The sequence below is a fragment of the Nocardia sp. NPDC059240 genome, from assembly GCF_042753865.1.
GTDB lineage: Bacteria > Actinomycetota > Actinomycetes > Mycobacteriales > Mycobacteriaceae > Nocardia.
Window position 1 is genome coordinate 29,880 of record NZ_JBHZAC010000008.1, and the last position, 15,341, is coordinate 45,220.

16 protein-coding genes are annotated in these 15,341 nt (G+C 68.1%); 8 read left to right on the forward strand and 8 right to left on the reverse strand.

What is annotated here, in order from left to right; all coding sequences use genetic code 11:
• Positions 1 to 199: 199 nt before the first annotated feature.
• The 3 genes from ACFXHA_RS27565 to ACFXHA_RS27575 form a co-directional block, all read right to left on the reverse strand.
• On the reverse strand, positions 200 to 616 hold the full coding sequence (locus ACFXHA_RS27565) for a nuclear transport factor 2 family protein (RefSeq protein WP_379361683.1): 417 nt from the start codon (positions 614 to 616) through the stop codon (positions 200 to 202).
• 76 nt (positions 617 to 692) lie between these two features.
• On the reverse strand, positions 693 to 1,256 hold the full coding sequence (locus ACFXHA_RS27570) for a hypothetical protein (RefSeq protein WP_379361685.1): 564 nt from the start codon (positions 1,254 to 1,256) through the stop codon (positions 693 to 695).
• Positions 1,257 to 1,310: 54 nt separating this feature from the next.
• A complete protein-coding gene (locus tag ACFXHA_RS27575) occupies positions 1,311 to 2,519 on the reverse strand; it encodes an ROK family protein (protein ID WP_379361687.1) in 1,209 nt (402 codons plus the stop codon).
• A 104-nt stretch (positions 2,520 to 2,623) separates the two neighbouring features.
• Between ACFXHA_RS27575 and ACFXHA_RS27580 the strand changes: the two genes are divergently transcribed.
• The 5 genes from ACFXHA_RS27580 (at position 2,624) to ACFXHA_RS27600 (ending at position 8,020) form a co-directional block, all read left to right on the forward strand.
• Positions 2,624 to 4,075, forward strand: a complete 1,452-nt coding sequence (locus ACFXHA_RS27580) for an APC family permease (protein ID WP_379361689.1) — start codon at positions 2,624 to 2,626, stop codon at positions 4,073 to 4,075.
• An 82-nt stretch (positions 4,076 to 4,157) separates the two neighbouring features.
• Positions 4,158 to 4,604 carry a MarR family winged helix-turn-helix transcriptional regulator gene (locus ACFXHA_RS27585; protein ID WP_379361691.1) on the forward strand — a complete coding sequence of 149 codons (447 nt, stop codon included), beginning with the start codon at positions 4,158 to 4,160 and terminating at the stop codon, positions 4,602 to 4,604.
• Positions 4,601 to 5,989 (forward strand): MFS transporter, encoded by a 1,389-nt coding sequence (locus ACFXHA_RS27590; RefSeq protein ID WP_379361693.1) that lies wholly within the window; start codon positions 4,601 to 4,603, stop codon positions 5,987 to 5,989. The genes ACFXHA_RS27585 and ACFXHA_RS27590 overlap by 4 nt, the downstream gene beginning before the upstream one ends.
• 57 nt (positions 5,990 to 6,046) lie before the next feature.
• On the forward strand, positions 6,047 to 7,108 hold the full coding sequence (locus ACFXHA_RS27595) for a mechanosensitive ion channel family protein (protein WP_379361695.1): 1,062 nt from the start codon (positions 6,047 to 6,049) through the stop codon (positions 7,106 to 7,108).
• Positions 7,109 to 7,132: 24 nt separating this feature from the next.
• Positions 7,133 to 8,020, forward strand: coding sequence for an alpha/beta fold hydrolase (locus tag ACFXHA_RS27600; RefSeq protein ID WP_379361697.1), 888 nt, complete (start codon positions 7,133 to 7,135; stop codon positions 8,018 to 8,020).
• Between the two features lie 6 nt (positions 8,021 to 8,026).
• Here ACFXHA_RS27600 and ACFXHA_RS27605 read toward each other — a convergent pair whose 3' ends face one another.
• A complete protein-coding gene (locus ACFXHA_RS27605; RefSeq protein ID WP_379361699.1) occupies positions 8,027 to 8,623 on the reverse strand; it encodes a TetR/AcrR family transcriptional regulator in 597 nt (198 codons plus the stop codon).
• Between the two features lie 103 nt (positions 8,624 to 8,726).
• Between ACFXHA_RS27605 and ACFXHA_RS27610 the strand changes: the two genes are divergently transcribed.
• The 3 genes from ACFXHA_RS27610 to ACFXHA_RS27620 all read left to right on the forward strand — a co-directional run bounded on the left by ACFXHA_RS27610 (position 8,727) and on the right by ACFXHA_RS27620 (position 10,623).
• Positions 8,727 to 9,623: an alpha/beta fold hydrolase gene (locus ACFXHA_RS27610; protein WP_379361701.1), complete on the forward strand. Its 897-nt coding sequence runs from the start codon at positions 8,727 to 8,729 to the stop codon at positions 9,621 to 9,623.
• A gap of 105 nt (positions 9,624 to 9,728) precedes the next feature.
• Positions 9,729 to 9,920 (forward strand): alpha/beta fold hydrolase, encoded by a 192-nt coding sequence (locus ACFXHA_RS27615; protein WP_379361703.1) that lies wholly within the window; start codon positions 9,729 to 9,731, stop codon positions 9,918 to 9,920.
• A gap of 76 nt (positions 9,921 to 9,996) precedes the next feature.
• Positions 9,997 to 10,623, forward strand: a complete 627-nt coding sequence (locus tag ACFXHA_RS27620; RefSeq protein WP_379361705.1) for an alpha-ketoglutarate-dependent dioxygenase AlkB — start codon at positions 9,997 to 9,999, stop codon at positions 10,621 to 10,623.
• A gap of 107 nt (positions 10,624 to 10,730) precedes the next feature.
• Here ACFXHA_RS27620 and ACFXHA_RS27625 read toward each other — a convergent pair whose 3' ends face one another.
• The 4 genes from ACFXHA_RS27625 to ACFXHA_RS27640 all read right to left on the reverse strand — a co-directional run bounded on the left by ACFXHA_RS27625 (position 10,731) and on the right by ACFXHA_RS27640 (position 15,266).
• Positions 10,731 to 11,963 (reverse strand): FAD-dependent oxidoreductase, encoded by a 1,233-nt coding sequence (locus ACFXHA_RS27625; protein ID WP_379361707.1) that lies wholly within the window; start codon positions 11,961 to 11,963, stop codon positions 10,731 to 10,733.
• A gap of 86 nt (positions 11,964 to 12,049) precedes the next feature.
• Positions 12,050 to 12,562, reverse strand: coding sequence for a DUF4334 domain-containing protein (locus ACFXHA_RS27630; protein ID WP_379362293.1), 513 nt, complete (start codon positions 12,560 to 12,562; stop codon positions 12,050 to 12,052).
• 167 nt (positions 12,563 to 12,729) lie between these two features.
• Positions 12,730 to 13,710, reverse strand: a complete 981-nt coding sequence (locus ACFXHA_RS27635; RefSeq protein ID WP_379361709.1) for a TolB family protein — start codon at positions 13,708 to 13,710, stop codon at positions 12,730 to 12,732.
• Positions 13,707 to 15,266, reverse strand: a complete 1,560-nt coding sequence (locus tag ACFXHA_RS27640) for an MFS transporter (protein ID WP_379361711.1) — start codon at positions 15,264 to 15,266, stop codon at positions 13,707 to 13,709. Before ACFXHA_RS27640 ends, ACFXHA_RS27635 begins: the two co-directional genes overlap by 4 nt.
• Between the last annotated feature and the right edge of the window lie 75 nt (positions 15,267 to 15,341).

Genomic DNA, 15,341 nt, shown 5'->3' on the forward strand with positions numbered 1-15,341 from the left:
GATGTCTTTCGCCGACGAACCCTACCAGCGCCCCCACCGGCCTTTAACCCCGCACCCCCTCCGCAACCCACCCCGGCGCGCCGCACCCCCACCACCCCCGACCTGCCGCAACCCACCACACCCCGCCTCACCAGCAAGTCCGCAGCAATACAACCGCCCGGCGGCTGTGGCGCGGTTCACGCCACCGTGCCGCCGGGCCTCACTCCTGATCCGCCAACGCCGCCAGGATCGCCGAGGTGTCGTGGTAATACGGCCGGAACTCCGTGATCAACCCGTCTTCGAATCCGATCCACTGCAACAGCGACGTCTCCACCACCCGCCCACTGCCGCGCGCCCGCAGCCGCCCCCGGCTGTACACCACGACCCGATCCCCCTCGGACACGAACCGCTGCTCGTCGAACCACAACCCATCCCAACTGGCCCCCATTGCGGCGAGAAATCCCCGCATCCCGCAATGCCCACGCCACTGCCCGCCGTAGGGCAGGCAGTCGGCCTGATACATCACGACATCCGCCGCCAGATACTTCGCCATGCCCTCGAACCCGGCACCATCGGTCAGATAGGCGGCCTCGGCCGCATAGAAACCGCGCAGGGTCGCCATCACATCGGTTGTCATGTCCCCCAGCCTCACCGGCCCGAGCCGCCCGCGCTGGCGAGAATCGGCCGATGCATTGCCCCCGGCCCGCCCGTCCTCACCGATTGCCGCGCAGCAGTTGTGCGCCGGCGGCAAGGGCCGTGCCGACGTCTTCGGACAAGCGCACGCGGCTCTCCCGGCGCGGCTCTCCGCTCTCCGGGTAGGAGCGGCACTCGGCGAATCCGCCGCCACGGAACTCGGAGTGGACGATCAGCCAGCGGTGACCGGCGTCGACGTGGGCTACGGCGAGATCCCCGACCAGGGTAGCGATCCCGGCGAACATGCGGCGCAGCATCGCCGCCGATTCGACGGGGTCCGAATAGACGCCGCCCCAGCCTGATTGGGCAATAACGACAAGCGGGCCGGCGCAAAGCTGATAGGTGATGGCGTAGGAGTTGATGCCGTGGCCCGCGTGCGAGACCGCGACATAGTCGGGCACCCAGGCGCGCTGAGCTTCTTGGATGTAGCCGTGGAACATGTACATCTCGAAGGGTTCGACGGTGCGGGTGCCGAATGCCCACCTACCGAATTGCCTCAGCTCGGGCCGCAGCGCCGGCGGGATCGGCGGAACCCCGAGATCGTTGCGCTCGAACAGCTCTCGCATCGTGTCGTAGACAGCCATTCTGCCCCTCCCGCACCCGCCGAACTTCGAGGATAGCCAGCCAATCACACTGCGTCACTGCGAATTCGGGGTGCGGCGGTCGAAGACTTGCGGGCGGGCGGTGCGGAGGGCGGTGGCGATCGCGCCGAGGAGGACGGCGTCGTCGCCGAGTTCGCTCGGGCGGACGGTGGGGCGGAGGGGGGTGGTGCGTTGCAGGGCGGTGCGGACCTGGTCGAGGAGGAGGTCGGCGCTGCGGCCGAGGCCGCCGCCTACGACGATGACGTCGGGGTCGAGGACCGCGGTGACGGCCGCTATTACCAGGGCGATGCGCTCGCCCTCCTGACGGACGACGTCCGTTGCGAGGGGGTCACCCGCGCGGGCGGCGTCGAAGACACGTTTGGCGGTGAGGCGGCCGGTCATGCCGCGGTCACGGGCGGCGCGGACGACCGCGTCGGCGGTGACGGCTTCTTCGAGGGCGCCGCGGCGGGAGGCTCCCGCAGCCGGGTCGCCGAAAGCGGCGGGGAGGAAGCCTACTTCGCCCGCTGCGCCGTGGGCTCCGGTGAAAAGTTCTCCGCGGGAGACGATTCCGACGCCGAGGCCGGTGCCGATGAGGACGTAGACGAACAGGCGGCTGCCGCGGCCGCCGCCGTGGGCGTATTCGCCGAGGGCGGCGAGGTTGGCGTCGTTGTGGACGGACAGGTCGGTGACGCCGAGGGCGTCGCGGAGTTCGGCGAGCAGGCCCGCGCGGCCCCAGCCGGGGAGGTTGACCGCGTAGTGCATGCGGCCGTCCTGGGGGTCGAAGACGCCGGGGCTGCCGAGCACGGTGTGGACCACGTCGGTGACGGAAATGCCTGCGTCGGAGATGGTTTCACGGACCGCCTCGGCGGCCAGCTGCGAGAGGGCGCTGGCGGTTCGGACCCGGTTGGGAACGTCGGTGCGGGACAGCACTTTTCCGGACAGATCCGCGACGGCGGTGCGGAGGAAGGCACGGCCCACGTCGAGGCCGAGCACGTAGCCAGCGGTCGGGTCGGGTTCGTAGACGACGGCCGTGCGACCGCGTTCGGGGGCGAGCGTCCCCATCTCACGGACCAGGCCGTGCTGCTGCAGCGTGGCAAGGGCACTGGACACGGTCGGCTTGGACAGCCCGGTGTCGCGGGCCAGCTGGGCGCGCGAGCTGGGTCCGGTGGTGCGCAGCTGTTCGAGCAGCAGCCACTCGTTGTTGCTGCGCAAACGCTGCCTGTTCCACGGGAGTTCGTCCATCGCACTCCGATCCTGATGCGTCACGGGGCCGACTGTAAACAATCGGCCCGACCCCTTGACTCAGATAGTAAAGGAATTTAACTTTACAAAATCCTTACGCCCTCCCCCAGCGCGCCCCGGAGGCAGCCATGACCGGCCCCCGCACCCTGCCCCGAAGAATCGGCCTGTTCCAGGCCACGACCATCAATATGAGCCAGATGGTCGGCATCGGACCCTTCGTCACCATCCCCCTCATGGTCGCCGCCTTCGGTGGACCGCAGGCCGTCATCGGCTTCGTCGCCGGCGCGGTGCTGGCCCTGGCCGACGGCCTGATCTGGGCTGAACTCGGCGCTGCCATGCCCGGCGCGGGCGGCACCTACGTGTACCTGCGCGAGGCATTCCAATACCGCAGCGGGCGGCTGATGCCGTTCCTGTTCGTCTGGACCGCAATCCTTTTCATTCCGCTGATCATGTCGACGGGCGTGCAGGGTCTGGTGCAGTACCTGACCTATCTGTGGCCGTCGATGACCACCGGGCAGGGCGATATCGTCGGCCTGGCCGTGGTGGCGCTGGTGGTCGTCCTGCTGTGGCGGCGAGTCGATTCCATCGGCCGTATCACCGTGGTGATGTGGGGCGTGATGATCGTGTCGGTGGCGGCGGTGATCCTGGCCGCGTTCACGCACTTCCATCCGAGCCTGGCCTTCACCTGGCCCGCGCACGCCATCGACTTCGGGCACGGCAGCTTCTGGCTGGGCTTCGCGTCGGGCCTGACCATCGGCATCTACGACTACCTGGGCTACAACACCAGCGCGTATATCGGTGCGGAACTGAAGGATCCGGGCCGGGTGCTGCCGCGCTCGATCATCTACGCGGTGCTCGCGGTCATGGTGATCTACCTCGGCATGCAGATCGGCGTGCTCGGTGTCATCGATTGGCACGACATGCTCGACTCCAACAATGTTGCCTCGCAATCGGTCGCGTCGGCCGTGCTGGAGAAGACGATGGGCAAGGGTGCGGCGAACGTCGTGACGGTGCTGATCCTGATCACCGCCTTCGCGTCGGTCTTCACCGGCCTGCTCGGCGGGTCCCGAGTGCCCTTCGACGCGGCCAAGGACGGCGTGTTCTTCAAATCCTTCGGCCGTCTGCATCCCCGCCACGAGTTCCCGATGCTCGGCCTGCTCGTCATGGGTGTCATCACCGCGGCCGGTTTCGTCTTCGCCCGCCACATCGGCACCTCGGCCACGCATCCCCCACTGGCCGTACTGATTTCGCTGCTGACCACCGTGATGGTGATCGTGCAGGCGTTCGCTCAGATCGCGGCGGTCGCGGTGCTGCGCCGGCGGCAGCCGAACCTGTCCCGGCCGTACAAGATGCTGTTGTATCCGCTGCCCATGATCATCGCGGGCATCGGCTGGGCGGTCATCTACGGCTACGCGGACAAGGCCAACCCGGGGGTGCATCCGATCGAATGGTCCCTGGCCTGGACCGCATTGGGCCTGGTCGCCTTCCTCGGCTGGTCGCGGATGGAGAAGACCTGGCCGTTCGGCCCCAAACAGATCCGCGAGGAGTACCTCGACCCCGAGCCCGCACCCGCGAGCTGACCGGCCCACGATGAGGGGATAGACAATCCAGATTGTTCAATCTCAATTGCACAATCTGGATTGTCTATCTACCGTGAAGAGCATGCCCGATGCCCCGGCGGTCCTGTCCGACTCCTCGATCCAGGCCGCGCGCGAACTCCGCGTGCTGGTCAGTCGCCTGCGACGCCGATTCCTGGAGGCGTCGGACAATCGCGAGCTGACCCCATCACAGCTGTCGGTGCTGAGCCGGTTGAAGCACGGAGACGCCACGGCCAGTGAGATCGCCGCCGCCGAGCGCGTCCGCCCGCAGGCCATCGCCACCCATCTGTCGATGCTGGCCGAGCAGGGCTATGTGGAACGTCGGCCCGACCCGAAGGACGGTCGGCGGCAGCTGGTTTCGCTCACCGCCGCCGGACTCGAATTGATGGCGGGGCGCTCGCAGGCCGGACAGGAATGGCTCACCTCCGCCCTGCAGGACGGCTACACCGAGGCGGAACGGCAGACCCTGCTGGACGCCCTGCAGCTGTTGGAAAGACTCGGGGCGCAATGATTGCCATCCTCCACCGGCGAACCCGGGCCCAGCCGCCCGACGGGTTCGACCGGCGACTGCTGCTGCCCATGATCAGCAGTTCGATTCTGAACCCGATCAATTCGTCCATCCTGGCCGTCTCGCTGGTGCCGATCGGCGTGGCCTTCGGCGCACCGGCAGCGCAGACCGCGTGGCTGGTGTCGGCGCTGTATCTGGCCACCGCCATCGGACAGCCGGTCGTCGGTCGGCTCATCGACCTCTACGGGCCGCGGCGGCTGTATCTGACCGGTGCGGCGCTCACCGGTTTCGCGGGACTGCTGGGCATGCTCGCGCCCAGCCTGTGGGTGCTGGTGCTGGCCCGGGTGATCCTCGGATTCGGTACGTGCGCAGGCTATCCCGCGTCCATGTACCTGATTCGCAGTGAATCCCGGCGCACCGGCAAGGACAGTCCGGCCGGGGTGCTGGCCGTGCTCGCGGTCGCCACCCAGACCATCGCGGTCATCGGCCCCACGCTGGGCGGGCTGCTCATTCACCTCGGCGGCTGGCGGACCACCTTCGCGGTCAACCTGCCGCTGGCGCTGTTCTGCCTCGCGATCGGGTGGCGGCGGATAGCGAAAACCGCCGTGCCACAGCGTGACACGGCAGCCACCGAGCCACGCTGGTGGACCGATATCGACCTGCCTGGCATCGCGTGGTTCACGCTGACACTGATCAGCATCCTGTTCTTCCTGATGAAACCGCAAGCGGCGCACTGGTATCTGCCCGCACTCGCGATCGCGGCGGCGATCGCGCTGGTATGGCGCGAAACCCGGGTCGAGCGGCCGTTCCTCGATGTGCGGTTGCTCGCGGGGAACCTGCCGTTGCTCGCCACCTACGCCCGCACACTGCTGACCTCGCTCGTCGGCTACTGCTTCCTGTACGGCTTCACCCAATGGCTGGAGGAGGGTCGCGGACTCACCGCCGCCGGGGCGGGGCTGATCCTGCTACCCATGTCCCTGACCGCGATCGGCATCTCCGCGATCACCGGACGCCGTAGCGCGATTCGCGGCAAGCTGCTCGTCGGCGGCACCTGTCAGGTGCTCATGACCGTCCTGCTGCTGACGCTGCACGCGGGCGTGGCGCTGTGGCTGCTGGTCACCGCCGCAATCCTCAACGGTATCCCGCAGGGCCTCAACAATCTGGCCAATCAGAACGCCCTCTACCACCAGGCCGAACCCGAGCGCATCGGTTCCTCGGCCGGGCTGCTGCGCACCTTCGCCTACTTCGGCGCGATCGGGTCGGCGGCTGTCAGCGGTGCGTTCCTCACCCCCGGCTCGGGTGCCGCCGGATTGCATCATCTGGCCGCGTTCATGCTGGTAGCCGCCGCGCTGTGCCTGTGCCTGTCGGCGTTCGACCGCTCGCTATGATCCGGAGGCTGCCCGCTGGCGTTCCACCCCCATCACTGCTGCTGGGAGGAAGCTCGGATGAACAAGCCGCTGATCTGGACGCTGACCGTCGTCATCGCCCTGCTCGGCCCGCTGCTCGGGATCGTCGCCCGCAGGCTGATCGATCGGATGGCCGCGAAGACCTCCACCCGTGAACTGGCCGTGCACCGCATGGGCTTCGGACTCGCCCGCGATCTCGCGATGCCGGTCTGCTCACTGACCGGTCTGCTCATCGCGCTCTCGCTGCCCAACGGCCTGCCGTTCTCACCGCAGGCCGTGCACCGAATCCTGGAGGCGGCGTTCATGATCGCCGTCACCTACGCGCTGGCCCGGCTGGCCGCGGAGGTGGTGAGCACGGTGGCACGCCGGATCACCGGCGTCTCGGGGTCGGTCAGCCTGTTCTCCACCATCACCCGCGTGGTGGTGTTCGTGCTCGGCGTGCTCATCACCCTGGACTCGGTGGGTGTGCAGATCACTCCCCTGCTCGGCGCGCTGGGCATCGGCGCGCTGGCCATCGCGCTGGCCTTGGAGGGGACGCTGGCGAATCTCTTTGCGGGCGTGCACATCCTGGCGTCGAAGACGGTTCAGCCCGGTGACTTCGTGAAGCTCGACAGCGGCGAGACCGGCTGGATCCACGACGTGAACTGGCGGACCACCACCATCCAGGACATCCCGGGCAACTACATCATCGTGCCCAACCGCAAGTTCGCCGACTCGATCCTCACCAACTTCCACCGCCCGGAACAGGACATGGCGGTGACCGTCGAAGTGTCCACCGGGTACGACAGCGACCTCGACTATGTCGAGGCGGTGACCCTGGAAGTGGCGCAGCAGGTGATGAAGGGCCTCGATGTGGGCTTCGCGGGCGCGGATCCGCGGGTGCGCTTCCACACCTTCGGCGAATCCGGCATCGAATTCCGGGTGGTGCTGCGCACCCGCCACTACGAGGACCAGTACCTGCTGGTCAGCGAGTTCATCAAGGCGCTGCACCGCCGCTATCGGCAGGAGGGCATCGGTATTCCGTACCCGGTGCGCACCCTGTCCTTCACCCCCGAGGTAGACCCGCGATCTTGGCTACCGGCCAGTCTTCATACACCGTAAACCGACGTGTGCGATGCTCGGAGGGTGAGCAACGACGCTGAATTCTCCGAACCGGCCCCGGTGAGCTTCCGTGGGCACGGCGGCATCACCCTCGCCGGCGACTCCTGGGGACCCCAGGACGGTCCACTGGTGGTGTTCCTGCACGGCGGCGGCCAGACCCGCGGATCCTGGAAGGACTCCGGGCTGGCGCTGGCCAAGGCCGGCATGCACGCGGTCCTACTGGACGCGCGCGGCCACGGCGACAGCGAATGGGATCCGGAAGGCAACTATCGCCGCGACGCCATGGTCGAGGACCTGATGGCGGTGCTGCGCGAACTCGGCAAGCCCGCGTTCATCGTCGGGGCCAGCATGGGCGGGCTGACCGGCCTCATCGCCACCACTCACCCTGAGCGCGAACGCATTACGGGCCTGGTGCTGGTGGACGTGGTGCCGCGCCCCGAACGCAAGGGCGTCGAGCGGGTGATCAACTTCCTGGGCAGCAACCCGGAAGGATTCGCGAGCCTGGAGGAGGCCGCCGACGCCGTCGCCGAGTACCTCCCCCACCGGCGCCGGCCCCGCAATCCCGAAGGGCTGCAACGCAATCTGCGTCAGCGCGAGGACGGCCGCTGGTACTGGCACTGGGATCCGGCCATGCTGTCGCCGCGCGGCGACGGGCGCGGTGAGGAGATCGACGTGCAGACCGAACTGCTGGAAAACGCTGCCCGCCAACTCACCATCCCGGTGCTGCTGGTGCGCGGCGCGCTCTCCGACGTGGTCAGCGACGAGGGTGTGGCCGCCTTCCGCGCGCTGGTCCCGCACGCCGACTACGCCGAGATCAACAGCGCCGCACACACCGCCGCCAGCGACGCCAACGACGAATTCACCGACGCTGTAGTCGATTTCGTGCGCGCCCAGGTCGCCACACGGGAGTAGCCCCGGTCACCGGAGGAACACCCGGTCGAGCATGTGGTCGAGCAGTTCGACCGCGCGCTCCCGGGTGGTCCCGCCCGCCAGGATCGCCTGACTGACGCCGGTTACCGCCAGCACGATCAGTTCGGCGTCGAGTTCCGTTGCGAGCGTGTCGGATTCATCCGGCCACAGGCGGCGCAACTGCTCGGTGAAACTCGTGATCAGATAGCGCGGCGCACCCATCATCTCCTCGGAGGTGACGGTATTGCCGGTCAGATTGGCCGCATGGAAGGCCGCGAACACCAGATTGTCCTGGTGTTTCACATCATCGAGCGGAATCAGGCCGATCGATACGGCGCGGATGACTTCGCGTGGCGTCGGCTCGGGCCCCAAGCTCCCGAGTGCCGCCGCGAACCCCTTCCCCCAGTCCTCCACCACCGCCCGATGCGTCGCGAGCATCAGATCGCGCTTGGTGCCGAAATAGTACTGGATGAGCCGCACCGAGATTCCTGCCTCGGCCGCCACCGCCTGGAAGGTGGCGGCATCCAGCCCACCGGCGGCGATGACCTGGCGCGCGGCGGTGGTGATCTCCCGCCGACGCTGCTCGTGATCGACCAAACGTGGCATGCGAACCGGCTCTCCTGTGGCTCATCGGGTGCGAAGTTTTTGATGGTACGCCCATATCATTTTTATGGTACGTTCATACCATCAACGGAGATGGGGAGGCGCGATGGCCAAGATCGGGCAATGGAAGAGCGAGGCGGCCGAGGACGCCTACATGCAGGCCTATGCGTCACTGTCGAAATTGTGGACGATTCCGTCCACCGAGTTCGACGTCGAAACTTCTTACGGCACAACACATGTCCGCCAGTGCGGCAGCGGCGAAGGGGCACCGCTGGTACTCGTCCCGCCGGTAATGGGGAACGGGGCGGTCTGGTATCCGATCATCGAGCGGCTCGCCGCCGAGCGGACCGTCTACGCGCTCGACATCATCGGCGGACCGGGATTGAGCGTGCAGACCGCACCCATCACCGGCCGCACCGACTACGCGACCTGGCTCGATGAGACGCTCACGGCGCTCGAACTGCCGTACGCCCATGTCATGGGCTATTCCGATGGCGCGTGGCGGTCGTGCATGGCAGCTGTCGACGGATCGAAGCGGATCGCCAGCCTACTGCTGGTCGAGCCGGGCGGGGCGGTCGGCAAGACCCCGTGGGGCGTGCTGTTCAAGATGATTCGCTACGCCATCCCGCCGTCGGAGAAGAACATGCGCAAGGCCACCGAATGGATGATGCCCGGCAATGTCCCGGTGGATGAGGAAATTGCCTGCGCGAAGGCCGGACTCGGCTACAAGACCCGGTCGCCGTGGCCGCAGCGGTTGAAAGACGAAGAGCTGCAAGCCATCAACGCCCCCAGCCTGCTCATCTACGGAGCCGTATCCGTACTGGGCGATCCCGAACTGGCCGCGGAGCGGGCGCGACAGCAGATTCCCCACTGCGAGGTCGAGATCTATCCGGGTGCGAACCACGGGCTGCTGTTCCAAGGCCCCGACAAGGATGCCGTGCTCGACCGGCTGCTGGGCTTCGCCCGCCTGCACGAACCGGCGAACCTGTCCCGCGCCGACTAACCCCACAGCCACGAACCCACAGCATCAAAGAGGAAGAGGAGGCCGGAATGGCCGACAAGATCGGACGTTTCATCAGCGCGAAGGCCAAGGCGAAGTACCTGAGCGGTGGTGTTGTTCGGCGGTGACACGGTCGTCAACGATCCCGTGGCCGGGGCGCAAAGAGCGCGCGACCATATCGCCGGAGCCACCGTCGACATCTATCCCGGGGTAGGCCACGAGATGCTCTGGGCCATACCCGAACAGGTGATTCCCCGGTTCCTGGAGTTCGCGAAGCAGCATGATCAGGTGCCTGCCTGAGCGATCGCTGACGCGACGTGCGCGGGATTCCGACAAGATCCGAACATACGTTCGATCTTGTGCTAGGTTCGAACGCATGTCGACGCCACTGCAGGGATCGCTGCTCGATGGATTCGGGGAGGTCGGGGTCGGTGCGCTGAAGGGGGTCCGGCGCACCGAGCTCGGGGACGGCGCGTGGGTGGACGTGCTGCCCGGCTGGTTGAGTGGGGCCGACGAACTGTTCGAACGCCTAGCGGCCGGGGTGCCGTGGCGGACGGATCGGCGGGCCATGTACGACCGGATGGTGGATGTGCCGCGGCTGCTGTGCTTCTACGACGAGGGGCGCGAACTACCGGACCCGGCATTGACCGAGGCGCGAGAAGCGTTGAGCGCATACTACTCCGAGGAGCTCAGGGAGCCGTTCACCACCTCGGGGCTGTGCTACTACCGCGATGGGAACGACAGTGTCGCCTGGCACGGGGACACGATCGGGCGTGGCGCGACCGACGACACCATGGTGGCCATCGCCTCCGTCGGTGCGGCGCGCGCCCTGCTGCTGCGGCCGCGCGGCGGCGGTGCGAGCGTGCGGTATCCGCTCGGCCACGGCGATCTCATCGTGATGGGCGGCTCCTGTCAAAGGACCTGGGAGCACGCCATTCCCAAGACGAAACGGCCGGTCGGCCCGCGCATCAGCATTCAGTTCCGCCCCCGCGGCGTCCGGTAGGCGGATGCCGGAGCCCACCCGGCGCGGCGTCCGGTCGTACAGACGAGGGGTCCGGACGCCGCGCACACTCCTCGCGCGGGACGGGATGCGTTCCGCGCGAGGGGTGGTCAGGTGCGGCGCGCGAAATCCGGTACCCGCTCGGCAATGACACCGCGCGCCACCAGCGTCACCGGCACGCTGCGCAGCACCGGGATGCGCCGGAAAATGCGCAGGGCCGTTGGCGGCTGCGGTGCGTTCGACAGGTTCAACCTTCCGGCGACGGCCGGGCCGATGAGCCTGGCGTGCGCGATGCGCTGCATGCCCTGGATGACGGCGGTGGGCAGGGTGCGCTGACGTTGCACGCGGGCCAGGTCCGCGGTAGTGACGGTGTGCGACACCAGTTTCGGCCCGAGGATGCGTGCCGTGGCCACCGCGTCCTGGACCGCGAGGTTGATGCCGACGCCACCGACCGGGGACATGGCGTGGGCGGCGTCGCCGATGCAGAGCAAGCCGTCGGTATACCAGCGGTCGAGCCGATCGAGTTTCACGTCGAGGAGTTTCACCTCGTCCCAGCTCTGTAGCGCACCGGTGCGGTCGGCCAGCCACGGCACCACCGCCGCCACGCCACTCATGATGACGCCGACCGGTTGCCGCGCACGCAGTTCCGGGTCGCTGCCCTTGGCGATGAGTGCGGCGCACTGGAAGTAGTCGCCGCGGTCGAACATGATGACCATCCGGTCGGCACTGAGCACCGGGATCAGACCGGACGGATCGGTGCCGTGGCGTGGAATCCGGAACCACCAGGAATCGAACGGGGTCGCCCAACTGCGCACGCCGAGCCCGGCCGCAGCGCGCAGCACGGAGGCGCGGCCATCGCACGCCACCGTGAGGTCCGCGCGAATCTCGCCGGTCACACCATCTTTCGCGCGATAGCGCACCCCGGCGACGGTGCCGCCCTCGCGAACGAGGTCGACCACCTCGGTGTTCATCCGCAGCCGGAAGGCCGGTTCGACATCACCGGCGCGCGCCAGCAGGTCCAGCAGATCCCACTGCGGCACCATGGCGATGTACTTGTGCCGGCCCGGGATGTGCGCGAGCGTGGCCAGCGGGACCATGCGGCCGCCGATCGGGATCTGGATGTCATTGAGCCGCCGCTGCGGTAGCTTCGCGAAGTCCTCGCGCAGCCCCAGCGCGTCGATGAGTTCCAGGGTGGTGGGGTGCACGGTGTCGCCGCGGAAGTCGCGCAGGAAGTCACCATGTTTCTCCAGCACCGTGACCTCGACACCGGCCCGCGCCAGCATGAGTCCCAGAAACATTCCCGCCGGTCCCCCACCGGCGATCAGACAGGTCGTGCGTTCCATCGGGGCCTCCCCGGCCGATGACTTACTACCGTCGAATTCGATGGTAGGCCGAATTCGGCTCGGGGACAGACGCTTCGCGGGAGCCGCTAGCGGTCGCGGTAGAGGACGAAGAAGTACGGTTCGGTCAGTCCGCGCTTATCCATCACGCCCAGCAGCGTGTCCTCGTCGACGCGCCGGAAGATGTCGATGATCGGCAACTGGTCGTAGATCATTGCGGCACTGGTTTTTCCACGGAATTCCAGATTCCGCAGCCGCGCGCGCGGGGTCCGGGTGCGCAGCAGCGGCCGCAGCACACCCAGTGCCCCGCGTGCGGGCCGGACCGTAGTCACCGGCACCTTGCCGGCCAGCCCCAACGGGACGCGGCCGGGATCGACGGGGAAGACCTCGCCATCGGGCCCGGCGAACAGCAGCGGCTGCACACTGTCGGCACTGTCGAATTGCTTGCCGTACCAGCCGCTCGCGATGAGCAGCCCATCCCACGGGTGCCCCGTCGCGACCTCGTCGCCCCGCCAGCGGCCGGTGGTGATCTCCTCGACCCGCACCGTGGGCAGGCTGTCGAACAGCTCCCAGGCCTGCGCGGCCGTGGCACCACGTTCCATCAGCGCCCGCAGGCGCACCGCAGGGTCCGTCGCCGGGTCGGCGGCAACCATCATGATCTCCTCGATGAGAGTCGGCAACACAATCTCTCTCACCCTAGGTCCGGGTTCGGCGCGCTCGTTAGAGCGGGAGTGACATCCCAACGGCCACACTGGCCGAATATGCCGATTCAGCCGAGGGCCGCCGGGGATTCGGCGTGCGGAATGAGCAGTCGCGGACTGCCCGTGCCGTCCGCCGGGACCGCCCAGACATCGGCGTCGTCGCTCCCCCTCGCGATGGCGTATCCGATCGTGTTCGCGTCCAGCCACGCGGATTGGTCGTCCACACTGCGGGTTTCGGCCAAGGGCGTGCGCACGCCGGACGCCAGATCCAGCACCGACAGCCGCCAACCCTTGGCGGGGTCCCCGTCGATCGCCGACTTGAACGCGATGCGCTTGCCGTCGGCCGACAGCGACGGGCATTCGACGTTCTGCGCGATGGTCCGCAGCGACTGGCTCGCGATGTCGCCCTGCACGAGATACCGGTGTCCGGCGGTCGACATCGTCGCGTAGAAGGTGCTGTCGTCCGCCGCAAAGGTCACACCCCAGAAGTTGAGGTCGGCGGCGGTGTAGGGATGCCCGTCGAGGGTCACCGGCAGGAATTCCAGCGAGTCGATCATGTCGGCGGATCGCAGATCGATCAGCCCGGCGCGGGTGGAGAACCGGCCGTTGTTGTAGGAGTCGCCCGCCACGAAGACCGTCCACGCCACCAACCGCCCATCCGCGGACACCCGGGTGCGGTTGGGCACGCCGACCAGCGGAATCTCCCGCGCCACATGGAGATCGGCGTCGAGAATGGCGGCCTGGAAGGTGCTCAGCATGCCGTCCTGACGCAGGCACACGCCGGTCCCGCCCGCCGCGTCGACGCGCAGGCATTCCAGTTCCGATACCGCGCGCGGTGCACCCGGATCCGCCGCGGTCACCATCGCAGCGTGCCCCTTGCTCTCGGACGCGGTGCTACGGAACAGGATTCGCGGCCCGGGCGCGAGACTCAGCGCACTGTAGGCAGTGGACGCCGGTTGCGCGCGGTTCGCGCTGAACACGCCGTAGCCGACGGCGACCCCGGTCAGCAGAACGGCACCGAGCAATGCGAGCAGCACGGGGCGATTCATGCCCGCACCTCCGCGCCCTCGGAGCGCGCAAAGGTCTTGCCGTTGCCGGGCGCGGCATCCTCGTCCGCCGCCACACCCTCGCCATCGGCCTCCACACGTTCATCGACCACCGAATTCTCTTCTGCCGCCGCACCGTTGCCGGCGGCGCGCAGACCGCGTAAAAGAAGCCCCATCACCAGCACCGCCGCCACCACCAGCACCGCCGCGACCCGGCTCGCATCCGCCGGACCCCACATCGTCCAGGCCACCCCGAACGCCACCGACGACACCAGGTACGACAACGCCTGACCGGTCTGGATCAACGCGATTCCTGTGGTGCGCAACGCTTCCGGCAGCGCCGGGCCCGCCAGCGCCATCAGCACGCCGTCGGTGGCCGCGTAGAACAGGCCGTAGAGAGCGAGTACGACCACCAGCAGCGCGGTGCCGCCGAGCGGCCCGAACAGCAGCAGATAGACCAGCACCAGCGCGGTGTAGCCGCCGAGCACCACCGGCAGCCTGCCGATCCGGTCGGCGAGCAGGCCCAGCGGGGTGGCGAGAATCAAGTACGACAGGTTGGTGCCGACCGCCAGCAGCGGAAACCAGCTCACACCAACGTGTTCCCGCTCCTGCAGCAGCAGGTAAACGAACCCGTCACCGATGGTCACCAGCCCGGCCAGGCACGCGGCCACCGCCAGCCGCCGCACGGCCGCGAGCCGGAGCAGGCCGCCGAGCGCCGCCGGCGACACTCGCGGCTCGGCCTGGCGCGCAGTGCTGGTGGACGGTGGTGCACTGCTCGTGGACGGCAGTGCAGTGCTGGGCGACGGCAGTGCAGCGCTCGCGGACCGCAGTGCAGTGCTCGGAGACGGCAGCGCAGCGCTCGCGGATGGTGGTGTAGCGCCCTGCGACGACCGGGTGTCATCCTGCGATGACGGCAGGTCGCGGTGATCGCGGACGAACAGCACCAGGATCAGCACGCCGAAGGCGGCGATGCAGAAGCTGCCCACGAACACCGCGTCGTAGGCCTGCGCGGTGGCGGCCAGGATCCCGATCGCGACCAGCGGTCCGGCGAACGCGCCGAGGGTGTCCATGGTCCGGTGCACGCCGAAGGCGAAACCGTAGAGCCGAGGCGGAGTCGAGAGGGTGATCAGCGCGTCGCGGGGTGCGGTGCGCAATCCCTTGCCGGTGCGGTCGATCGCGATCACCGCGCCGATCGCACCGACCGTGTTGCCGACGGCCAGCAGGCCGAGTTTCGCCACCGCCGACATGCCGTAGCCGAGGCCCGCGATCAGCTTGCGGCGGCGCGTCCGATCGGCGACGTAACCGCCGACGAGCCGCAAAAGCGCTGTCGCCCCGGTGTATCCGCCGTCCACGACCCCGTACACGGCCGGGCTCAGATGCAGCCCGATGACCAGATAGACCGGCAGCACCGCGGTCACCATCTCCGAGGAGATGTCGGTGACCAGGCTGACCGCGCCGAGCGCGAACACATTGCCGCTCAACAGGAACAGCATCTTCCGGCGCGATGGTCGCGCGCCGTCGTCCTCGGCGTGCGGACGGTCGATCGTCGACAGGTACATGGGGTGGGCCACCTCGGTGCGTCGCGAGAACCGCTCGCGGACACGTCGTTGTGCCCGCGAGCGGAAGGGATGTCA